At 74.3% G+C, this 21,798-nt stretch carries 17 protein-coding genes and 2 pseudogenes; 8 read left to right on the forward strand and 11 right to left on the reverse strand.

What is annotated here, in order from left to right:
- Positions 1-92: 92 nt before the first annotated feature.
- On the reverse strand, positions 93-971 hold the full coding sequence (locus tag ACL02R_RS19700; RefSeq protein WP_412798270.1) for an alpha/beta fold hydrolase: 879 nt from the start codon (positions 969-971) through the stop codon (positions 93-95).
- 116 nt (positions 972-1,087) lie between these two features.
- On the opposite strand from ACL02R_RS19700, the gene ACL02R_RS19705 reads away from it, so the two are divergent.
- A complete protein-coding gene (locus ACL02R_RS19705) occupies positions 1,088-3,061 on the forward strand; it encodes a BTAD domain-containing putative transcriptional regulator (protein ID WP_412798330.1) in 1,974 nt (657 codons plus the stop codon).
- 3 nt (positions 3,062-3,064) lie between these two features.
- On the opposite strand, the gene ACL02R_RS19710 is transcribed toward ACL02R_RS19705, so the two are convergent.
- Both ACL02R_RS19710 and ACL02R_RS19715 read right to left on the reverse strand, forming a co-directional pair.
- The gene (locus tag ACL02R_RS19710; protein ID WP_412798271.1) at positions 3,065-3,715 is read right to left on the reverse strand and encodes a hypothetical protein; all 651 of its coding nucleotides are present in this window, start codon (positions 3,713-3,715) and stop codon (positions 3,065-3,067) included.
- A complete protein-coding gene (locus ACL02R_RS19715) occupies positions 3,712-4,578 on the reverse strand; it encodes an ATP-binding cassette domain-containing protein (protein ID WP_412798272.1) in 867 nt (288 codons plus the stop codon). The genes ACL02R_RS19710 and ACL02R_RS19715 overlap by 4 nt, the downstream gene beginning before the upstream one ends.
- Before the next feature lie 1,218 nt (positions 4,579-5,796).
- On the opposite strand from ACL02R_RS19715, the gene ACL02R_RS19720 reads away from it, so the two are divergent.
- On the forward strand, positions 5,797-6,279 hold the full coding sequence (locus tag ACL02R_RS19720) for a hypothetical protein (protein ID WP_412798273.1): 483 nt from the start codon (positions 5,797-5,799) through the stop codon (positions 6,277-6,279).
- Here the strand turns inward: ACL02R_RS19720 and ACL02R_RS19725 are convergent.
- Positions 6,237-6,980, reverse strand: a complete 744-nt coding sequence (locus ACL02R_RS19725) for a class I SAM-dependent methyltransferase (RefSeq protein ID WP_412798274.1) — start codon at positions 6,978-6,980, stop codon at positions 6,237-6,239. The genes ACL02R_RS19720 and ACL02R_RS19725 overlap by 43 nt on opposite strands.
- Positions 6,981-7,147: 167 nt before the next feature.
- On the opposite strand from ACL02R_RS19725, the gene ACL02R_RS19730 reads away from it, so the two are divergent.
- Positions 7,148-7,660 carry a hypothetical protein gene (locus tag ACL02R_RS19730; RefSeq protein WP_412798275.1) on the forward strand — a complete coding sequence of 171 codons (513 nt, stop codon included), beginning with the start codon at positions 7,148-7,150 and terminating at the stop codon, positions 7,658-7,660.
- Positions 7,661-7,831: 171 nt separating this feature from the next.
- Positions 7,832-7,990 (forward strand): annotated as a pseudogene (locus tag ACL02R_RS19735) (amino acid oxidase); the annotation flags it as partial.
- Between the two features lie 84 nt (positions 7,991-8,074).
- Here ACL02R_RS19735 and thrS read toward each other — a convergent pair.
- Together thrS and ACL02R_RS19745 are read right to left on the reverse strand one after the other, a co-directional pair.
- Positions 8,075-9,337 (reverse strand): threonine--tRNA ligase, encoded by a 1,263-nt coding sequence (thrS, locus tag ACL02R_RS19740; RefSeq protein ID WP_412798276.1) that lies wholly within the window; start codon positions 9,335-9,337, stop codon positions 8,075-8,077.
- Between the two features lie 159 nt (positions 9,338-9,496).
- Positions 9,497-10,003, reverse strand: coding sequence for a hypothetical protein (locus ACL02R_RS19745; protein WP_412798277.1), 507 nt, complete (start codon positions 10,001-10,003; stop codon positions 9,497-9,499).
- A 201-nt stretch (positions 10,004-10,204) separates the two neighbouring features.
- On the opposite strand from ACL02R_RS19745, the gene ACL02R_RS19750 reads away from it, so the two are divergent.
- Positions 10,205-10,897, forward strand: coding sequence for a VOC family protein (locus tag ACL02R_RS19750; protein WP_412798278.1), 693 nt, complete (start codon positions 10,205-10,207; stop codon positions 10,895-10,897).
- 48 nt (positions 10,898-10,945) lie between these two features.
- Here the strand turns inward: ACL02R_RS19750 and ACL02R_RS19755 are convergent, their stop codons facing one another.
- Entirely contained in the window at positions 10,946-12,259 is a 1,314-nt protein-coding gene (locus tag ACL02R_RS19755; protein WP_412798279.1) for an MFS transporter, read from the reverse strand.
- A 176-nt stretch (positions 12,260-12,435) separates the two neighbouring features.
- Between ACL02R_RS19755 and ACL02R_RS19760 the strand changes: the two genes are divergently transcribed.
- Both ACL02R_RS19760 and ACL02R_RS19765 read left to right on the forward strand, forming a co-directional pair.
- A complete protein-coding gene (locus ACL02R_RS19760) occupies positions 12,436-12,738 on the forward strand; it encodes a hypothetical protein (protein ID WP_412798280.1) in 303 nt (100 codons plus the stop codon).
- A 138-nt stretch (positions 12,739-12,876) separates the two neighbouring features.
- Positions 12,877-14,148: a glycoside hydrolase family 18 protein gene (locus ACL02R_RS19765; RefSeq protein WP_412798281.1), complete on the forward strand. Its 1,272-nt coding sequence runs from the start codon at positions 12,877-12,879 to the stop codon at positions 14,146-14,148.
- Between the two features lie 229 nt (positions 14,149-14,377).
- Here ACL02R_RS19765 and ACL02R_RS19770 read toward each other — a convergent pair.
- Both ACL02R_RS19770 and ACL02R_RS19775 read right to left on the reverse strand, forming a co-directional pair.
- A pseudogene (locus ACL02R_RS19770) lies at positions 14,378-14,998 on the reverse strand (NAD(P)H-binding protein); the annotation flags it as partial.
- Between the two features lie 137 nt (positions 14,999-15,135).
- Positions 15,136-16,647: a PQQ-dependent sugar dehydrogenase gene (locus ACL02R_RS19775; RefSeq protein ID WP_412798282.1), complete on the reverse strand. Its 1,512-nt coding sequence runs from the start codon at positions 16,645-16,647 to the stop codon at positions 15,136-15,138.
- Between the two features lie 738 nt (positions 16,648-17,385).
- Between ACL02R_RS19775 and ACL02R_RS19780 the strand changes: the two genes are divergently transcribed.
- A complete protein-coding gene (locus ACL02R_RS19780; protein ID WP_412798331.1) occupies positions 17,386-19,224 on the forward strand; it encodes a ricin-type beta-trefoil lectin domain protein in 1,839 nt (612 codons plus the stop codon).
- 271 nt (positions 19,225-19,495) lie between these two features.
- Here the strand turns inward: ACL02R_RS19780 and ACL02R_RS19785 are convergent, their stop codons facing one another.
- Positions 19,496-20,902: an oxygenase MpaB family protein gene (locus ACL02R_RS19785; RefSeq protein WP_412798283.1), complete on the reverse strand. Its 1,407-nt coding sequence runs from the start codon at positions 20,900-20,902 to the stop codon at positions 19,496-19,498.
- A 151-nt stretch (positions 20,903-21,053) separates the two neighbouring features.
- On the reverse strand, positions 21,054-21,656 hold the full coding sequence (locus ACL02R_RS19790) for a TetR/AcrR family transcriptional regulator (protein WP_412798284.1): 603 nt from the start codon (positions 21,654-21,656) through the stop codon (positions 21,054-21,056).
- Between the last annotated feature and the right edge of the window lie 142 nt (positions 21,657-21,798).

The raw sequence follows: 21,798 nt of genomic DNA on the forward strand, positions 1-21,798 counted from the left end.
CCACCGGCGCGCGTCCCGGGACCGGCAGCACTCCGCACCGTGCGGGCCCAGCACGGTCGGAGCCGGTTCCGGGACGCGCGCACCTGTCGGCGTCACCTGGCCAGCAGTGCGCGCAGCGCCGCCGCCACGCCCGCCGGGTCCTCCTCCGCCATGAAGTGGCCGCTGCTGACGGTCCGGTGGTCGAGGTCGGGCGCCCAGGCGCGCCACAGCGCGGCGGCGTCGTACCCGAGGGCGGCGCCCCAGTCCTGCTGCAACACGGTGACGGGCATGCGGAGCACCGTGCCGTTCTCGCGGTCGGCGCGGTCGTGGTCGGCGTCGATGCCGGCCGAGGCGCGGTAGTCGGCCACGATGGACGGGATCGCCTCGCGGCAGGCGCGCAGGTACGCGGCGCGAACGTCGGCGGGGATCGCGCGCGGGTCGGCGGTCCACTGGTCGAGGAAGTGGGCGAAGAACGTGTCGGGGTCGGCGGCGATCATCCGTTCCGGCAGGCCGGGCGGCTGGGCCATCAGGTAGAGGTGGAAGCCGACGGCGGCGGTGGCGCCGTGCATCGCCTCCCACATGTCCAGGGTCGGCAGGACGTCCAGGCAGGCCAGGTGGGTGACGGCGGGCGCGTGGTCGAGGGCGGTGCGGAACGCGACGAGGGCGCCGCGGTCGTGCCCCGCCAGGGCGAAGCGCTCGTGGCCGAGGGCACGGGCGAGGGCGACGACGTCGGCGCCCATGGTGCGCTTGGAGTAGACGGACGGATCGGTCGCGGCGGGTTTGCCGCTGGCGCCGTAGCCGCGCAGGTCGGGGCAGATGACGGTGTACACGGTGGCGAGGTCGGCCGCGACGTGCCGCCACATCAGGTGGGTCTGCGGGAAGCCGTGCAGCAGCACCAGGGGCGGCCCTGAGCCGCCGACGGCGGTGGCCAGCTCGACGCCGTCGGCGACGGGGACGCGCCGGTGGTCGAATCCGGGGATGGCGGGGGCCATGTGCGGGTCCTTTCGGTGGGGTGACCGGGCTGCCGAGCCTGCCGGGTGCGGATGAGCATCGGATGAGCGCGCTATAGCGTGGCCGGTGAGCGGTGGCGGGACGGAAGGGACGGATGGTGCGGGTCACGTTCGGCGTGCTGGGGCCCATTGCCGCGTGGGACGGCACCGGGGAGGCGGTCGCGCTGCGGGGGCCGCGGCACCGGGCGGTGCTGGCGCGGCTGGTCGTGGCGCGGCGGCGCGTGGTGCCGGTCGGACGCCTGGTGGGCGATCTGTGGCCGGACGAGCCGCCGGGCGACGCGGTGGGCGCGGTGCGGACGTTCGTGGCGGCGCTGCGGCGCGCGCTGGAGCCGGAGCGTGCGCCGCGTGCGGCGCCCCGGCTGCTGGTCACCGAGGGGCCCGGCTACGCGCTGCGGGCCGGGGACGACGCGGTGGACGCGTGGCGTTTCGAACGGGAGCTGACGGCCGCCGCGTCGCTGCCGCACGGGGAGGCCGCGGCGCGGCTGGCAGACGCGCTGGGCCGGTGGCGCGGGCCCGCGTACGCCGACTTCGCCGACGCGCCCTGGGCCGGGCCGGAGCGGTCGCGGCTCGCCGGGCTGCGGCTGCTCGCGGTGGAGCGGCTGGCGGAGGCGCGGCTCGCGCTGGGCGCGGCGGAGGAGGTCGTGCCCGAGCTGGACGCGCATGTCGCGGAGCATCCGTGGCGGGAGGACGCGTGGGGTCTGCTGGCCCTGGCGCTGTACCGCGCCGGGCGGCAGGGGGACGCGCTGGCGGTGCTGCGGCGGGCGCGGGCGATGCTGGCGGGACGGCTGGGGGTGGATCCGGGGCCGGGGCTGCGGCGCCTGGAGGAGGACATCCTGCGGCAGGACGACCGGCTCGTGGCGGGGGACGGCAGTGCCGCGGACCGGGTGTGGGCCACCGTGGCCGAGGCGTACGACCGGACAGTCGCGCCGGGTACGCGCGCCCGGCTGGAGTCGACGGTCGGGCTGCTGCGGAATCTGGCGGTGACGGGCGGCAGCGGGCTGGCGGCGGCGCGGGAGCACCGTATGGCGGCGATCGGCGCGGCGGAGGAGTCGGGTGACGCCGACCTGACGGCCCGGGTGATCGGGATGTACGACGTCCCGGCGGTGTGGACGCGGGTGGACGATCCCGGGCAGGCGGGGCGGGTGGTGGCGGCTGCCGAGCGGGCCGTGGCGCGGCTGCCGGGCGGGGAACGGGAGGCGGCGCGGGTGCGGCTGCTGGCCACCGTCGCGCTGGAGTCGCGGGGCAGCGGGTCGGAGCGTGCGCGGTGGGCGGCCGGGGAGGCGGAGCGTGTGGCGCGCGGCCTGGACGATCCGGCGCTGCTGGCGTTCGCGCTGAACGGGGTGTTCATGCAGAGCTTCTGGCGGGCGGGGCTGGCGGCGCGCCGGGACGCGATCGGGGCGGAGCTGGTCGCGCTGGCGGCGAGGCACGACCTGGTGACGTACGAGGTGCTCGGGCGTCTCGTGCGCGTGCAGGCGCTCGGGGCGCTGGGGGACTTCGCGGGGGCGGACCGGCACGCCGGGGAGGCGGACCGGCTGGCGGAGCGCAATGAGCTGCCGCTGGTCGGGGTGTTCACCGGGTGGTACCGGGCGATGCGTGCGGCTGCGACGGGGGCCGCGCCGGTCGAGGCGCTGGAGGCCGGGTACCGCAGGGCCGCCGACGCGCTGGCGGGCGCGGGCATGCCGGGTCTGCGGGACGGGCTGCTGCCGCTGGCGCTGCTGTGCGTGCGGCTGACGCACGGGCAGGACAGCGCGATCGGGGATCTGGAGGGCTGGGGGCCGTACGGGCCGTGGGTGCGTCCTGTGCTGCTGCTGGGGCAGGGGCGGCGGGCCGCCGCGGGGACGGCGCTCGACCGGGTGCCCGATCCCCCGCGCGACCTGATGCAGGAGGCGCTGTGGTGCCTCGTCGCGCGGGCGGCCGTCGCGCTGGACCACCGGGAGGCGATGCGGCGTGCGGCCGGGGCGCTGGCGCCCGCCGCGGGGGAACTGGCGGGAGCGGGCAGCGGGATGGTGACGCTCGGGCCTGTTGCGGCGTACTTGCGTGACCTGGAGGCGGCGTTGAGGGAGGGGCGGTGAGGTTCAGCGGCGGTGGCGCGCCAATCGGAGGACCAGTGCGGCGGACAGGGCGACGAGGGTCAGCGCCCACAGGGCGAGCGGCAGCGTCTGGGCGGCGGACGGGCCGGGTGGCGCGGCGCCCAGCAGGCGGATCGTCCGGTTGGCGGGCGAGAGCGGTCGGCTGACCAGCACGGCGAGGCAGAGCAGGACGGCGGTGGAGAACGCGTACCCCTGGCGTTCGAGGACAGGGCGGGCGCAGCAGGTCGCCACGGCCATGGCTGCGAGGCCGCAGGTGACGTGCGCGACGAGGCCGGTCGCCGGATCGGCCGGGAACCGCGCGTGGCCGCCGGCGGCGAGGGGCCAGAGCAGGGCTGCGGCGGTCAGGACGAGCAGGCAGGCGAGGGCGGCGCAGAGCTTGCCGGTCAGCACGCGGCGGCGGCCCCGGGCGTTGACGAGGGTGATGGCGCCCTGGAGGGGGTCCTCCGCGTTGAGGAGGCTGAGCGTCAGCCAGGCACCGACCGGGACCAGGGCGGCGGCGGACGCGCCGTACCCGGGGAGGACCTGGCCGGGGAAGGCGTGGAAGACCGCGAGGAAGCCGAGGTAGGCCACCAGGGGCGGCAGACAGCGCTGGGTGCGCAGGTAGTCCGCGAGGGCGTAGCGGGCGACGGCGGTCATGGGCATTCGTCCCCTGGATCGGCATCGGGGGCGGGCCGGACAGCGAGGACGGTCCAGCCGCGCCGCAGGGTGTGCGCGAGCACCGCGTCCGAGTGGGCGGCGGCGACGTGCAGGTGGACGCGGGACGTTTCCGCCCGTACGGCGTGGACGCCGGGGAGCGCGCGCAGGGTGTCCTCGCCCTGCGCGTCGGGGGGTACGGCGGGGGTGGGGGCGAGCGTGATGTGGAAGAACGCCGGCTGCGGTGCCGGTGGCGGCTGGTCCGTCAGCCGGCCGTGTGCGAGGCGGTGCACGGTGTCGGCGATGCCGGTGACCGTGCCGGGCCGGTGCTCGGTGAGCAGCACGGCCGCCCCTGCGGCGCGTCGGTCGGCGAGGCAGTCGGCGAGGGTGCGGTGGGCAGCGGTGTCGAGGCCGGACCAGGGCTCGTCGAGCACCAGGAGCGCTGGGTCGGCGAGGAGGGCTTGGGCGAGGGCGACCTTCTGGGCGTTGCCCTTGGACAGGGTGCTGATCGGCGCGCCGGGGTCGCCGTCCAGGGCGAGCCGGTCCAGCAGTTCGGCGCTGCGGCGGGCGGCAGTGGCCGTGCCGACGCCCTGGAGGCGTCCCATGTGGAGGAGGTACGAGCGCGTGGAGAGCCGCATGTCGGCGGGGAGGCGTTCGGGTACGTACCCGGTCCTGCGGGGGCGGTCGCGTACGGTGCCGGAGTTGGGCCGGACGAGCCCTGCGGCCACCTTCAGCAGGCTCGACTTCCCCGAGCCGTTGGCACCGACCACGGCGGTGACCGTCGCGGGCGGCAGGTCGAGGGTGACGCCGTCCAGTACACGCGCGCCTTTGCGCCCGTAGCGGAGGACGACGGACTCCAGAAGCATGGGGATTCCTCCTTCCGTCGCGCCGGACCGTGTCCGGGCACGGGGCGAACGGACGGTGTGCGGCGGTGGTTCCGCGCGCGACGGTACCGTGGGGCGGGCGCGTGACGGCGTTCCACCGTGACGGGCGGGCGGCGAGACGGCTTCCGGCGCTGCTGCCGGTGAAGTCCCAGGACGTGGACGAGAGTTGCCGGCTCGTGGGTCCCCACGGGCGGCTGACGGCCGTGGGGGTGTATGTCCAGTCGGTCGACGGCCACCCGGCGGGCCCGGACACGCACGTGGTGGTCTCGCTGGAGGACGGGAGCGGCGTCGAGTTCCCCTTCGGCGTGCCGCTGACCGCCGTCCGGCACGCCGAACGGCGCCCGCTCGGCCCGGCGGACGTCGCGGCGGCGGCACCGGCGTCGCGGGGACGGCGGGCGGTGGGGAGGAGTACGGCTCCCGGGTGGGCGGGCATGCTCGAAAGGCATGTCGACATGCGGAGTTATCTCCGTGTCTTCGAAGTCACTTCCCTGCGCGTGCCGTTCATCGCCACGGTGATGGGTGTGCTCCCCCTTGGCGTGCTCGGCCTGGCTCTGTTGCTGTACGTCCGGGAGAGGACCGGGTCGCTCGCGCTGGGCGGGCTGGCGGCGGCCGCGTTGGGCCTGGGCAACGCCGTCGGGCTCGGCGTGCAGGGCTGGTTGATCGGCCGCCACGGGCTGGTGCGGGTGATCCCGTACGCGGGGGTGGCGTGCGCGGCGTGGTGCGTTGTCGTCGTGGCCGTTGTGCCGGTGGTGGACTGGCCCGGGGCCGTCATCGTCGCGGCCGCGGGTACGGGCACCAGTGTGCCCGCGACAACCGGCGGCATGAGGGTGCTGCTGGCCGGTTCGGTCGGGGAACGCGCGGTCAGGACGGCCGGGTACGCGCTGCTCGCGGTGCTGTTCCAGCTGGCCGTGCTGGTCGGGCCGTTGCTGACGGCGCTACTCGTGGCGGTGGCCGGTGCCGGGGCAGCGGTGCTGGTGGGTGGGTTCCTCGGGTGTGGCGCGGCGCTGCTCTTCTCCTGCACGGGAGCCGCTCGGGCGTGGCGGCCCCTGCGGGGGCGCGTCGGCCGGGCGCGCCTGCGCGGGAACGCCGGTCTTGCCGTCCTGCTGGTGGTCACGGCGGGCGGCGGTGTGTCGGCGGGGGCGGTCGCGGTGGCTGTCCCCCGGGGCCGCGCTGTCGCTGGGCAGCGCCGCGGACAGCGGGGTGCTCCTCGCGGCGTCCGCGGCCGGGGAGGTCGCCGCCGGGCTGGTCTTCGGGGCGCTGCCGTGGCGCCGGCCGCACGCCCGGCTGGTGCTCGTGGCGCCGGCGGGGTCGGCGACGGCCGTGGGGCTGACGGCGTGGGCGGCGGACGGTTTTGCGCCGCTGTTCGCCGCGCTGTTCCTGGTGGGCGTGTGCGCGGGCCCGGCGGCGATCGCTTCCTCCGCGCTGCTGGACACGCTGGTCCCGCGACCCGCGCTCGCGAGGGCGTACACCCTGATGGTCGCGGTCGGGCTGCTGTGGGGCGCGGCGGGCAACGCGGCGGGCGGTGTCGTGGCGGAGCAGTTCGGGCACCGGGCCGCGCTCGCCCTGAGCGCCTGCTGGCTCGCCGTTCTCCTCGCCGGGGCGGTGGTCTTCCGCCGCGCCCTCGGGGCCGGACCGGCGGGTCAGGGCAGCGGGCGGCGCGCGGCGAACAGGGTGCGGCCCTGACCGCCGTCCTCCCGGGCCGTGGTGACCCCGAACCCGGTGGCGGCGAGGAGTTGTTGCCACTCGGCGACGGCGAACAGGCCCGTCACGTGCGTCTCGTGCACCGTGCGGACGCCGCCGTCCTTCTCCCTGATGGTGAACGTGTAGTCGGTGCGCACCGTCGTCGCGCCCGGCTCCGGCGGCAGGCTCCACTCCAGGTAGCGGACGCCGCTGCCGTCCTCCGCGTCGCTGCCGCCGCAGTCGGTGACCGGCTCGTACGTGTCGGCGACGTGGTCGGGGAAGAACACCGCGACGCCGCCGGGCCGCAGGTGCTCCCACGCGGTGCGGAAGACGGCGGACAGGTCGTCGCGCGTCGTCATGTAGTCGATCGCGTCGTGGACGAGCACGGCGTCGAAGGCGCGGCCGAGGCGCACGTCCCGCATGTCGCCCGGCAGGTGTGCGGCGCCGGGCAGGAGGCGGCGCGACATGTCGAGCATGGCGGGTGAGAGGTCGACGAGTGTGAGGGCGTGGCGGTCGCGGAGGTGGTAGGCGGTGTGGCCGCCGCCGCTGCCGAGTTCGAGTACCTCGCGCACGGGGTGCGCGGCCAGCGCGAACAGTTCGGTGGCGAGCGCGGCGTCCGGCTCGTACACGTCCACCGGTGAGATCAGCGGCCACCAGGGGGCGAGGTCGCCGTACAGCCGCTCGGGCGGGCCTGGGGTCGTCATGTCGTCCGCTCCCGCCGCCGGTCGCCTGCTGACGGGCGCGGACGCCGCCGGCGGCGGTCACGGCGTCAGGACTTGATCATAGGCCGCGGTTTCCGCCCGGCTGCGGCTTGCCCAACTTTTCGCCAAGGCGCCGTGCTGGTGCCGGTCGCCGTACTACGGTCTGGCGCATGAGCGGTGGCGAGGGTGTCGTGGCGGACGCGGCGGTCCGCGCGGCGTGGGATGCGTACCGGGTGCTGGACGACAGCACGACGCCGGAGGAACGGCGCCTGGCCCGCCGGCGCATCGAGGCCGCCGTCGCCGTCCACGGGCGCGACGAGGTGTACCGGGGCGCCGCGTTCCTCGTCGGGGTGCTGGCGACCGTCCTGGCCGAGGACACGGCGGACGGCAGCGATCCGCTGGACAGCCTCGTGCCCGCCGTCCTGCGCAGGCTCCGGGCGTTCGAGGCGCTGGACGCGGCGCACGTGCCGATGGTCGCCGGCGCGCTCACGGCGGCCGTGCTGGGGCAGGACGTGGTGGCGTGGCGCGACCGGCTCGGGAACATCCCGCCGCAGGAGGCCGCGGCGCTGGGCTTCACGCTGTGGCTGCTCGCGGACCTGCACGACTTCGCGGTCGAACGGCCGGGCGCCACCGACGCGTTGGTGCGCCGGGCCTTCGCCTCGCTGGAGTTCGACGAGGTCTGACGGCCGCCGCCGCAGCCGCCGCCGAAACGATTCCACGATGCCGTGCCGGATCCGGCCGGAACATGCGCTGCCAGCATCCCGCGCGTAACCGCGAAAGGGGATGCGGCACATGACCCAGTACTCCGGTGTCAACCCGTGTGATTCCCTGCGGACGGTCGGCGTCAGCGGCGGGGCGGGCCCGACGCGCCAGTCTTCGCGCCGCTGAACGAGGGGATGGGCCGGGTGTACTTCACGGGTGACCAGCTGAGCTATGCGATCGCGTGGCAGCACGGGGCGTTCGCGTCGGCGCGGAAGGTGGTGACGCGGCTGCACGCGCGCGTGATGTCCTGAGTGGTTGCGGTCCGGGCAGGGGCGGGCCCGGGGTGATGGGGAACGGGTGGCGGGGACGGGATGTCCCCGCCACTCGCGTGCCGGTCAGGCGGCCTCCTCCCACAGCGCGGTGTCCTTGGCCGCCGCGCGGGCGGTGATTCGCGCGAATGCCTCGGCGGCGGGGAGCGGGCCTTGGCGGCGGCCGTCGCGCAGCCGGAAGGCGACGGACTCCCCCGCCGCCTCGGCCGGTCCGAGCACCGCCTGGTAGGGCACGAGCCGTGCCTGCCGGATGCGGGCGCCGAGGCTGCCGCGTTCGGCCGGCACCACCTCGGCGCGCAGCCCGAGGGCGGCGGCCCGGCGGGCGAGGGCGTCGGCGTACGGGAGTTCCGCGTCGGTGACAGGCAGGGCGACGAGCTGGACGGGCGCGAGCCAGGTGGGGAACGCGCCGCCGTGCCGTTCGATCAGGTGGGCCACGGCCCGTTCCATGCTGCCGATGACGCTGCGGTGCACCATGACCGGCCGGTGCTTCGCCCCGTCGGGGCCGGTGTAGGCGAGGCCGAACCGCGCGGGCTGGTGGAAGTCGATCTGCACGGTGGAGAGGGTGAACTCGCGCCCGGCGGCGTCCTCGACCTGGACGTCGATCTTCGGGCCGTAGAACGCCGCCTCCCCCGGGGTCTCCTCGTAGGCGACGCCCGACGCACGCAGGACGTCCGCGAGGAGGGCTCCGGCACGTTCCCACGCCTCGGGCGCGGCGGCGTACTTGCCTCCCGCGCCGGGCAGGGACAGCCGGTGGCGGGCGGCGACGATGCCGCATGCCTCGTACGCGCGGTGGATCATCGCGAGCGCGGCGGCGGCCTCGTCGGCGGCCTGCTCGGGGGTGCAGAAGATGTGCCCGTCGTTGAGCTGGATGGAGCGGACGCGGGTGAGGCCGCCGAGGACGCCGGACGGCTCGGAGCGGTACATGCCGCCCAGTTCGGCGAGGCGCAGCGGCAGTTCACGGTGGCTGCGGCCGCGTGACCGGTAGATCAGCGCGTGGTGCGGGCACATGCTGGGGCGGAGCACGAACGCCTCCGAGCCCAGGGTCATCGGGGGGAACATGTCGTCGCTGTAGTGCTCCCAGTGTCCCGAGATCTCGTACAGCTCGCGTTTGCCGAGGACGGGCGAGCAGACGTGCCGGTATCCGGCGCGCCGCTCTTCGTCGCGGAGGTACTCCTCCAGCGCGAGGCGTACGGCCGCGCCGTCGGGGAGCCAGAAGGGCAGTCCGGCGCCGAGCAGGGGGTCGGTGTCGAAGAGGTCGAGTTCGCGGCCGAGCCGGTGGTGGTCGTGCATGGGGGTCTCCTCACGGGGTGGTGAGGCGAGTGACCGCACGGCGAAGCCCCGGGGCACTCGCCCCGGGGCTTCACTGGTGGGTATCGGTCAGCGCGCCGGGACGGTCTCCGGCGTCGTCGTCATCATCGCGGCACGCTGCATGGGAGCGACCGTAGCACCGCGCGGGAGGGGGTGCCACGGCGTTTTCCGGCGGGGTGGTCAGATCACGAAGATGCCGATGCTCTCGGCGGTGCGGACGCCGCCGGGTGACCCGACGCGGACCGAGGCGCCCTGGACCGGGCCCTGCCAGCCGCTGCCGCCGCTGAGGTGGATCTCGGCGGTGAGGGTGGCGGTGGTGACGGTGGACTCGATGGCGCGGATACCGCGGCTCGCGGTGGTGGAGCCGATCTGGATCTCGCCCCAGTCCGTGCCGGAGCACTGCCACGCCTGCCAGCCGATGACCTCCTGGTCGGCGCGGGCGCACAGGGCGTCGGCGCCGTAGGCGCTCAGCCGCAGGGCCTGGAGTTCGTCGCCGGGGATGCCGCTGGCCAGGCCGTTGCACGTCTCCATCGTGTCCCAGCCGGGGGACGCGTTGTACGCCGAGTAGCAGATGACCGGATCGTCCCACGCGGCGGTGCGGGGGGCGGCGGTCGCCTCGGCGGCGGACAGGCCGCCGGTCAGGGCCAGCAGGGCGGCGGACAGCAGGACGGTCAGTCGTGTGCGCACGGGGTCCTCGTCTCTCGGTGAAGGGCGGGGTGACGGTGGGGCGCTGCGGGCGCTGCGGGCGGTGCTGGTGATGCTGGTGGTGCTGGGGCTGCCCGGGTCAGTGTCGGGGCGGCGGGGCTGCCGGACAGGGAGGCTTCTCGCCAACGTGCCGCGGTGCCGGTCGCGGGGGGATTGTCAGTGGGGGCTGCCAGGATGGCGGGCATGGAGAGGACACTGGGCCGGAAGGAAGCGTCGGACGCGGTCGGCGGCGCGGGGTGGCGGTATCTGCTGGGGGCGCTGCTGGGGGCGGTGCCGGTCGCGTCCGTCGCGGAGGGCGTGCGGGTGGCGACGGCGGCGGCGGACGTGTGCGGGGGCGACGCGGACGAGCACCTGCGGGTGGACGTGCGGGCGGGGCGTACGGTCCTCACGGTGCAGACGTTCGCGCGTGAGTCTCTGACGCGGCGGGATGTCGATCTGGCGCTCGGGATCACGGCCGCGTTGCGCGAGGGCGGGCTGGTGGTGGAGCCGGGGCTTGGGGCGGACGCGCCGCGGTCGGTCCAGCAGTTGGAGATCGCGATCGACGCGCTGGACATCCAGGCGGTCCGGCCGTTCTGGCGGGCGGTGTTTGGCTATGCGGACTCGGTGGACGCGGACGGGCATGGCGTACCGCTCGTCGATCCGGTGGGGCAGGGTCCGGCGGTGTGGTTCCAGCAGATGGACGCGCCGCGTCCGCAGCGCAACCGCGTCCACTTCGACGTGTGCGTGCCGCACGACGAGGCGGTCCGCCGGGTCGAGGCGACGCTCGCGGCCGGGGGACGTCTGCTCTCCGAGGCGCGCGTCCCGGCGTTCTGGGTTCTCGCGGACGCGGAGGGCAACGAGGCATGTGTGACGACATGGCAGGGAAGGGGCGACTGAGGAGCAGGCGTCATGGGGTGGGCGGTGTGCTTCCCGGCTGTGCCCGGATCAGTGCGGAGGGCGGGGACGCTGGGCCGGCTGGGAGGCGGCGGATGCCGGCCACGTCCCCCCGCCAGAGGACGTGGGCAGATCCCGGACCCGGCGGATCGGCGAGAACAGCAGGACCAGTCCGGCGAGCGGGATGCCGGCCGCCATGATCGCCAAGGCGGCACGGGCCCCGAGCACGGTGCCGAGCGTGCCGCCGAGCACCGCTCCGAGCGGGATCGTTCCGTAGCCGACGAAGGCCGTACTCGCGATCACGCGGCCGAGGACGGCCGGTGGGCAGTAGCGTTGCTGGAAGCTCGCCTTGATGATGTTTCCCGCCACCGCGCCCGTCGCGACGCAGAAGCCACCGGTGACGAAGAGCAGGACCCCGGCGCCACCGGTGGTCAGGGGCATGAGCAGGGCGAACACGGCGATGCCCAGTTCGAACAGCAGGGTGGCGCGCGCCGTTCCCATGCGGTCGGCGACGCGACGCGTGGCCAGGGCCCCGGCCACTCCTCCGGCACTCGTGGCCGCGATGACGGTGCCGACCGCGCCGGGGTCCAGACCGACGTCGCGGACCAGGAAGACGACCTGGATCGACTGGTACCCCATCAGGGCCAGGTTGGAGAAGGCTCCGAAGAGGGTGAAGGTGCGGAGCCAGGGATCGCGCACGATCATCGACAGTCCGTCACGTACCTTCCGGGCCAGTGATCCGGCACGGTGTCCGGTCCTGTCGGCACGGTGCTCACGGTGGCGGATGCCGGTCAGGCAGAGGAGGGAGACGAGAAACGTCGCGGCGTTGGCGAGCAGCCCGTTCACGGCCCCCGCCGCCTGCGCGATCAGTCCTCCTGAGCCGAGCCCGGCGATCTGGGCGGCGGAGGCGCTGCCGTGCAGTGCGGCGTTTCCCTCCGGCTGGTCCTCGGGCTCCAGGATGCTGGGGACATAGGCGCTGTAGGCGGTCTGGAAGAACACGGCGGCCGTACCCGTCAACAGGGAGACCATCAGCAGCGGTCCGATGCTCAGCAGGCCCAGCCGTGCGGCGACCGGGACGGACGCGAAGAGCACGAGGGAGACGGCGGCGGCGGTCAGCATGATCGGCCTGCGCCGCAGCCGGTCCGTCCAGACCCCCGCCGGGAGGCTGATCAGCAGCCATGGCACCCAGGCGGTGGCGTTGAGCAGACCGACCTCGAACGTGTCGGCGTCCAGCACGGACACGGCGATCAGGGGCATCGCCACCCCGCTCACGGCCGCGCCGAACCTGCCGGCCGTCTCACCGCACCAGAGGAGTCGGAAGTCACGGTGGCGACGGAGGAGACCGCCGCCTTCGCGGGGGTTCACGCGGTGCCGCCCGCGGGTGGGGGCAGACCTCCCGTCCGGGGGGAAACCTGCGCGCGCCGGGGAGCCTTGGAACGTGCCTGTTGCCGGGCATGGCACGAGGCTGACCGGTCGGAGTGGACCGGCCCCAGTCATTTTGGCTTGCCGGGCCGTCGGTGGTGCGCCGTAGGCTCCGCGGTGTGGAGATACGGAGTGTTGACCCGCGTGACACGGTCTGGGAGCGGGATCGTGCCCGGTATCGCGTCTCGTTCTGGGACGTGCCCGCGGGGGCGGCGTACGAGTACGAGGTCGTCAGTGAGGTGGACGTCGACGAACTCCTCGTGTGGGCTGCCCGGTTCGGGGCGGAGCGGGGGTGGTCGTACACGGTCTACGCGGTCGTCGCCGAGCGGGGCCGGGCGGGGCTGGTCCGGCTCGCGGGGGTGTCGGGTGATCCGTTCGCCGGCGAGGGCGGAGGCAACGGCGCGGTGGTACAGACCTCTTGACCCCGTGGTCCAGACCATTCTAGGCTCGCGACAGCCGCGATGAGCGCGACATGACAACACCCCCACTCGTCGTCACGCGCCCAGGTGGACGGCGCGGCTTCCCCCACAGCTCGCTCCACCGAATCCGGGAGAACTCCCTTGCGATCATCCTCCTCGTCCGAGCGTCCCAGGCGGCCCGGCCGGGTCCGGCGCCTGGTCACCCTGCTCGCGGCCCTCGCCCTGCCCGTCACCGGACTGGTCGCCCTGACCACCCCGGCGCAGGCCGGGACGGAGACGGCGGACGCCCCACGCGCCGCCGCGGGCCAGGTCAACCTCGGCTACTTCGCCGAATGGGGCGTCTACGACCGGGGCTACCACGTCAAGGACATCGTGGACTCCGGCTCAGCCGAGCAGATCACCCACATCAACTACGCCTTCGGCAACGTGCAGAACGGCGCGTGCACGGTCGGCGACCCGTACGCCGCCTACGAGCGCACGTACACCGCCGCCGAGAGCGTCAGCGGTGTCGCCGACACCTGGGACCAGCCGCTGCGCGGCAACTTCAACCAGCTGCGGCAGCTCAAGGAGCGCTACCCGCACATCAAGATCCTGTGGTCCTTCGGCGGCTGGTCCTGGTCCGGCGGCTTCACCCAGGCCATGCAGGACCCGCAGGCGTTCGCGCAGTCCTGCCACGACCTCGTCAACGACCCGCGCTGGGCGGGGCTCTTCGACGGCATCGACCTCGACTGGGAGTACCCCAACGGCTGCGGCCTGACCTGCGACACGAGCGGTCCGCAGGTCTTCGGCGACATGCTGCGGGCGTTCCGCGCCGAGTTCGGCGACCAGCTGGTCACCGCGGCCATCACGGCGGACGCGTCGGACGGCGGCAAGATCTCGGCGGTGGACTACGCCTATGGCGCCGAGCACGCCGACCACCTCGCGGTGATGACGTACGACTTCTTCGGCGCGTGGGCCGCGACGGGGCCGACCGCGCCGCACTCGCCGCTCACCCCGTACGACGGCCTCCCGCAGCAGGGGTTCACCGGTGACGCGGCGGTCGAGGCCCTGCTCGGCCAGGGCGTGCCGTCGTCCAAGCTGCTGCTCGGCATCGGCTTCTACGGCCGGGGCTGGAGCGGTGTGACGCAGAGCGAGCCCGGCGGCTCCGCGACCGGCGCCGCGCCCGGCACGTACGAGGCGGGCATCGAGGACTACCACGTGCTGGAGACGAGCTGCCCGGCCACCGGCACGGTGGCGGGGACGGCCTACGCGCACTGCGGCGACCAGTGGTGGAGCTACGACACCCCGCAGACAGTGCTGGGGAAGATGGACTGGGCCAGGGATCGCGGCCTCGGCGGCGCGTTCTTCTGGGAGTTCTCGGGTGACAGCGCGGACGGCGATCTGGTGAGCGCCATCCACGACGGCCTGGCCTGATCGCCCGCGCGATGCCGAGGACGCGGGCGACGGCGTCGTCGAGGCCGGTCGCCGGGCGGCCGAGCACCGCCCGCAGGTCGCCGGTGGTCCGCTCCAGCACCCCCGCGCGGACGAGGCTTTCGAGCATCCCGCGCGCGCCGGGCGCCGGTTCGGCGCGCTCGGCGGTGGTGACGGGCGTGCCGAGGAGACGGGAGAGGGTGTCGGCGAGTCGGGGCATGGTCCACGGCTCGCCGGTGAGGTCGTACGCGCGCCCCAGGTGGCCGTCCTCCGTGAGGACGCGGACGGCGGCCTCGGCGAGGTCCGCGCGCAGTGCGGTGTTGAGGCCGCGTCCGCCGGTGCCGTCGGGGAGTGTGCCGGTGGCCGCCGCCTCCCGCAGCACCGCCGCGTCGAGGAATCCCTCGCTGTAGAACGGGTGCCGCAGCAGGGTGCACGGCAGGCCGCTGTCGCGCAGGGCCTCCTCGGTGGCGTGGTGGGCGTCCGGCATACCGGGGCGCGGGGTGTCGGCGCCGAGGAAGCTGGTGTAGGCGACGGCCTTCACCCCGGCCGCGCGGGCGGCGTCTATCGCGGTGCGGTGCTGGCGGGTGCGGCGCTCCGGGTCGAGTTCGGGCGAGGAGATCAGCAGGAGCCTGTCCGCTCCGGCGAAGGCGGCGCGCAGGCTGTCGGCGTCGTCGTAGTCGCCGCGCCGTACGGTGATGCCGCGGGCGGCGAGCCCGGCCGTCTTGGACGGGTCGCGGACCGCCGCGACGATCTCACCGGCGGGGAGCCGGTCGGCGAGCAGTTCGAGGACGGTGCTTCCGAACGCGCCGGACGCGGCCGAGACGACGATCACGGGACTCCTCAGGGCCGTCACCGGCCCTCTGGGTGACAGGTACGGTGCACCCTCACCGGTGCGGCCCGTGGGCGTCAATCACTTTTCGCGAGAGGCGGGGTTCCCGTGCCGGGACACGTCCCCGGCCGCGCGGCAGGCGCACGGCCGGGGACATGCTGTCAACTCGCCGCGCAGGGTGTGCCGTTGAGCGAGAAGCGGCCGGGCGGCGCGGTGTCGCCCGTGTGCTCGGCCAAGTAGCCGAGGGTCACGGAGGCGCCGGGCGCGATGGTCCCGTTGTGCGGCGCGTTGGTCGCCGTGACGACGTTGGCCCCCTGGACAAGGGTGGTGTTCCAGTCGGAGACGATCGTCTGGCCGCGGGGCAGGGTGAAGTCCAGCTCCCAGCCGTTGACCGGCTCGGTGCCGGTGTTGGTGAGGGTCAGGTCGACGGTGAGGCCGGTGCCCCAGGTCGTCGCCGTGTGGCTGACGCGGCAGACGGGCTCCGTCTCCTCGAACGAGACGCGGTGCAGCCCGCCCGGCAGGTCGTTGACGACATAGAACTCGCCGTCCGCGGTGGCGCCGAAGGCGGTGACCTGGGTGGGGGTCTCGCCGATCTCGGCCGTCTCGTAGCCGCCCCGGCCGTCCGGGCGGATGGCCCAGACGGTGGAGGAGCAGTAGTCGGTGGCGATGTACGTGCCGCCGACCAGGTCGGCGTACTGCTCGCCCCGGTAGACGCGGCCGCCGATGACGGCGCAGCCGCCGGTGTAGAGGGAGTAGTACGAGACGGGCTCGGTGTAGTCGGCGGCGGGGTCGCACTGGGCCTCGTCGAAGACCTCCGGGCCCTCGTAGCAGGACCAGCCGAGGTTGGCGCCGCCCTCGTCGGCGGCGAGGTGGTCGAACTCCTCCCAGCGGCCCTGGCCGACATCGCCGATCCACAGCGAGCCGTCCGCGGGGTCGAAGGAGAAGCGCCACGGGTTGCGCAGGCCGTAGGCCCAGATCTCGCCACGGGCGCCGGCGGTGCCGACGAACGGGTTGTCCTGCGGGATGCAGTAGGCGAGGTCGCCGCAGCTGCGGCTGACGTCGATGCGGAGGATCTTGCCGAGGAGGGTGTCGAGGCGCTGGCCGGTGTCGAACGGGTCGCCCGCGCTGCCGCCGTCGCCGATGCCGAGGTAGAGGTAGCCGTCGGGCGCGAAGGCGATCTGGCCGCCGTTGTGGTTGTCGAACTCGGCGTGGGGCTGGCTCAGGACGACGTCGAGCGAGTCGTCCGCGAGGCTGTAGCGGGCGACGGTGACGGCGCCGTCGGGCAGGGCGGTGTACGCGAGGTACAGCTCCTGGCTGTCGGCGAAGTCGGGGTCGAGGGCGATGCCCAGGAGGCCGCGTTCGTTGCCCGAGATGTCGACGGCGTCGCTGATGTCGAGCAGCGGGGCCGCGGCGAGGCCGGTGTCCGGGTGGTAGACGCGGACGGTGCCGGGCTTCTCGGTGATGAACAGGCGGTCGGTGCCGTCGTCCGGGGCGGCGATCGCCGTGGGGCGGCGCAGCCCGAACGCGACCTGGGTGGTGGTCGCGGTGACGTTCTCCAGCGGCACGTCGGCGACGGCCGGCGCGGAGGTGGCGGTGTCGGCCGACGCGGACACGGGTGCCACCAGGGCCAGGGTCAGTACGAGGAGGAGTAAACCGGTCAAGTGACGTGACATGGCGGCTCCAGAGCGGAGGGAAGGTGCGGGGGTGTACGGGGTCGTGCGGGGCCGGCGCGCCGGGGGCAGGTGCGGCCCCGCGGCGGCACGATGCGCCGACTTCGCCAGCGAGCAGGCGAGTTGATGACCCGGACCGGTCGTTCCCGTGCCGGGGCGTGTCTCACCGGACGGTATCGACTTCCCCTGCCGCCACACCAGACCCCGGGAGGCGCGACCGTGCGGCGGAGGCGGGCGGCTCGGGCTGCCGGGCTCTGTAAAAATCGTCGCGCTCGCGAATTATTCGGCGCGCGGCGGCGCACCGCGCCACAGGAGGAGACGACCGGGCGCCCTGCCGTGCGATGGTCTGGACCTTTCCTCCCCAGGAGGCTAGAGCCCTGCGGCAGGGGCGTCAAGGGAACGGACAGAGCCCCTTATCCGCAGACAGTAAGCCCTTGTTCCGGCGCTCCCGGAGGGTTGACGCGGGTCTGCGCCGCCCCTTAAATCGCGTATCAAGGAAAGCGGCGGGGGCCGCACGCGCCCCCGCATCCCGGCCTTCCGCCCTCCTCCACCGCTCCCCGGTCGATGCTTCGCGAACGCGTACGCCCGCGTTCGCCGCCCAGGGCGCGCCGTGCCGCGCGCGGTCACGGGGAGAAGGGGCGGGAGACATCAGAGAGGCAGGACGCCTTGAGACCGGCCCCCACGTCCCTCCCCCGGCGGCATCCGCTCGCCGTCCTCGCAGCCGTGCTGCTGGCCACGGCCATGCTGCTGATCGCCCCCGGCATGGCGCCGACCGCCGCAGCCGCGGGGGAACGCGTCGACGTCTGGCTGACCACCACGTCCGACGCGGGCGGGCGCAACGTCACCCGCGGCCTCCAGCAGCAGGCGCCGATCGCCTTCGGCCCGGCGGGCGGCTCGGCGAACCACACGATCACGGTGGACGAGAACACCCGCTACCAGACCTTCGAGGGCGGCGGCGCGTCCATCACGGACACGACCGCGCACCTCCTGCGCGGCGGCGCCGTGAGCGCGGCGACACGCGACGAGGTGATGCGCAGGCTGTTCTCGCCGACCGACGGCATCGGCCTGTCGTTCGTGCGCAACCCGATCGGCGCCTCGGACCTGTCGCGGCCGGGGCACGTGTCGCTGGACGACACCTGCTGCGACCTGAACGACTTCGGCGCCAACGGCTACGACACCGACGTCCGGCTGCTCACCGGTCAGGCCAGGCAGTTGAACCCGGCGCTGCGCGTGAAGGGCGTGCCGTGGAGCGCGCCCGGCTGGATGAAGGACAACGGCCGGATGGACCAGATGGGCTGGCTGCGCTGGGAGTACTACCCGATGTACGCCCAGTACCTGGTCCGTTATGTGCAGAGCTACCAGGCCGCCGGTATCCCCATGAACTACATCTCGGTACAGAACGAGCCCAACTGCTGCCAGGCGGGCAACCCCACGGCGATGAACTACCCCGGCATGAACTGGAACGCGTCCGGTCTCGCCGAGTTCACGAAGAACCACCTCTACCCGGCGTTCCGCGCGGCGGGGATCACCACCAAGGTCCTCATCCACGACTGGAACTACGGGGACTGGGGCCAGATCGGCCAGGCCATCCTCGCCGACCCCGCCGTCCGCAACGACCCGCTGTTCGGCGGTGTCGCCTGGCACGGGTACGGCGGCAGCCCGACGGTGGGCACGCAGGTCCACAACCAGTACCCGAACGTCCCGCAGTTCAGCACGGAGCACTCCGGCGGCACGTGGGTGGGCAACCAGCACAACGAGGACCTGAACGACATCGTCAACTACGCCCGCAACTGGAGCGGCAGCCTGGTCAAGTGGAGCCTGGCGCTCAACCAGAACATGGGCCCGCACAACGGCGGCTGCGGCACCTGCACCGGCCTGATCACCGTGCAGGAGGGCGGTGCGCGCGCCGGCCAGGTGGACTACACGGTCGAGTACTACACGACCGGTCACCTCACGAAGTTCGTGCAGCCGGGCGCGCAGCGCATCGACTCGACCGCCAACGGCACGGTGCAGAACGTCGCGTGGCGCAACAGCAACGGCACCAAGTCGCTGATCGCGCACAACGGCGGCACGTCGTCGCAGTCGGTCCGCGTCAACTGGGGCAACCAGTCGTTCACCTACACCCTGCCCGCCCGCACCACGGCGACCTTCACCTGGTCCGGTACGCAGAGCGGTGGCGGCGGCGGCACGCCGGGCGCGGGCACGCTCACGGGCCTGGCCGGGAAGTGCCTCGACGTGGCCGGTGCCTCGTCGGCGGACGGCACCCCCGTCCAGCTCTACGCCTGCAACGGCACCGAGGCGCAGCGCTGGACGATCGGCGGGGACGGGAGCATCCGCGCGCTGGGCAAGTGCCTGGACGTGGCGGCCGGTTCGACGGCGAACGGCGCACAGCTACAGCTCTACACGTGCAACGGCACGGGCGCGCAGCAGTGGACGTACAACGCGACCACGCATGACGTGGTCAACGTGGCGTCCGACAAGTGCCTGGACGTGACGGGCAATTCGTCGGCGGACGGGACACGCGCCCAGATCTGGACCTGCACCGGCGCGGCCAACCAGAAGTGGACGCACAACGTGTAGGCCCCTGCCCCGCCCCCGGCGCCATGTCGGGGGCGGGGCACTCGCCGTTCACCAGGGGGCGCCGCTCCCCCACCGGGCCGCACGTCATCGCCGGCACGCGCGGGGAGCCGCCGCCGTCCACCCGCCGCCCGCACAGTCGTGCGCGTCCTTCCGCAGAAAGGCGGACCGCGGCTTCCCGGCCGCCCCGGGCGTACCAAGACCCGTGGGGCGGGTTCCCGCACGGGGGCGCGCGCTCCTGACGCGGCCGGTCCTGTCCACCCGCCGCGGGGGGTCAGGCCCGGCCGAGCATCCTGGCGCCCGCGACGGTGTCCGCGCGGGCCGAGAAGTAGTCGGTGAACGCACGGACGAACTCCGCCTCGGTGATCCGGCCGTCACCGTCGGCGTCCAACTGGCGGAAGCCGTCGTTGAGTTCCGCCGGGTGCACGCGGCTGCCGCCGAAGAGGGCGCGGTACTCGTCCGCGCACAGATGGCCGCCGCCGTCCGTGTCGGCGGCGCGGAACATCGCGCGCACGGCGACGTGCAGCCCCCGTTCCAGACAGGCGGGGTCCCGGTCGAGCCCGCTGAGCGTGGCGCGGACGAACTCGGCGCGGGAGACCCGTCCGTCCCCGTCCGTGTCCATGGTCGCCGCCATCTGCCGCCACCACGTGTCGAAGGCCGCGTGGACCTCCGCCTCACGCTCGGCGGTCAGGTCGAGCGGCCAGCACACGTTGTGCGCCATGGCGCGCAGGTCGGCGAGCCCGATGTGCCCGTCGCCGGTCTGGTCGAGCACCTGCCGGAAGAACGTGTCGAGCCGCGCCGGACGGGTGTCGCGCCCGCGTGCGGGGCGGGCGCGATGCCGGTGCCGGGAGACGCACGGGGCGGGGAACGCGCTCCCGGTGGGCGGCACGCGGTAGCGCCAGCGGTCCGGCAGCCGGGTCATGACGGTCCTGGCGCCGCGGTGCAGCGTCCAGGACAGGGCGGCGGCCCGTCGGCCGCGCTTCAGGCCGAGCCGTTCGCGTAAGGCGGGCGGCAGGTCGGCGGTGGTGAGCGCGGCCAGGGTGGCGGCGATGGCGGCGCGCAGCGCGGGCCAGGCGGGCCGCAGCAGCCGCAGCCGGGCGGGCGGCGGCGCCTCGCGGAGGATGCCGGAGAGGAGGTGGCGTACCTCGGGGCCGTCCTCCAGGCGCTCGCGGATGGTGCGGTCGATGTAGCCGGGTACGTCGGCGGCGGTGGTCGGCCACAGCTCGTCGGGCAGCCGGAAGGCGGCGCACGCGGCGCGGAAGTCGCCGTAGAGCGCGTCGAGTTCGGCGGGGGTGCAGGGGCGCCCCGACAGCGCGTGCATGGCGGTCAGCGCCTCGTAGAGGGTCATCAGGACCCACACGCGCACCTCGGGGTCCTCCGCCGTGTAGGAGCGGCCCGTGGTGTCGGTGCCGTGGACGCGCCGGTGGGCGCGGTCGAGGCGGGCCACCTCGCGGAGCAGCGCTTCGCGGTCGCCGAAGAAGAGCCGGCGGCCGCTGTCCATGGTGTGCTGCACGCGGCGCCAGGGGTGGGCGCGGTACGTGGACCAGTCCGCCATCCCGGCGGCGACCGCCGGGTGCGCGACCTGGAGGACGAGCAGCCGCCACGCCACCAGGGCGATGCGGCGCTCGCCCAGACTGCTGCGGAACGAGGACCGGTCACCCGCCGGGGCACTGGTCGCCATGGGCACCTCCACGAGACGGACGCGGCGCCCCCCGCGGGGCGCGCGCCCCTCACCCAAGCGCGCGGGGGCACGGCCCGGTCGCGGCATGGCGCGCAAACCACCCGTTCGAGGGATCCGCGACGCGGCTCCCGCACACCCGTGCGCCCAGGGGTCAGCGCATGGGGCGGGCGGCCTCGTCGAGCAGTTCGGCGAAGATTTCCATGACCGGCCGGCTGCCCTCGTCCTGGATCCACTCGGCGGTGGCCAGCCTGAGCATCGAGAGGAAGACGGCGGCGATCACCCGGGGCCGCACCTCCTCCGTGCCCGGCCGCCCCGCGACGGCGTCGGCCAGGTCGTTCTCCAGGGCGACCCGCCCGGCGAGCTGCCGGGCCAGCAGGGACGGGTGGCGCATGGCGAGCCGCGTCCTGACGGCCCACTGCCGTTCGAGCGGGAGGTGCTCCTGCCGGAGGAACGTGGCGACGGCCCCGGCGCGCAGCGCCGTCCAGGCCGACTCCTCCCGCGGGCGGGCCCTGACGGCGGCGAGCAGCAGGCCGGTGAGGTACTCGTCGCCGAAGAGGAGGGCGTCCTCCTTGTTGGCGAAGTAGTTCGAGAAGGTGCGGCGCGAGATGCCGGCGGCGTCGGCGATGGCCTCGACCGTCACGTTCTCGATCCCGTGCTCCACGGTCAGACGCAGCGCGGCCTCGTGGACCGCCTGCCGGGTGGCGGCCTTCTTGCGTTCACGCAGGCCCGTGGGGCCGTCTGGTCGGTGCGGCATGGCTCCATGATGCTACAGATCACAAATTTTTGCCCTGTGCGCAAAGATGCCCAGTGTGCAGTTATGCTGGAGCGAGTCCCCCTTTCTCCGTCTTCGTACGTCACAGGAGGTGCGCGTGAGCGCACAGACGGCCGTACCGTCA

Source organism: Streptomyces sp. MS19 (genome assembly GCF_047200595.1).
Lineage (GTDB): Bacteria > Actinomycetota > Actinomycetes > Streptomycetales > Streptomycetaceae > Streptomyces.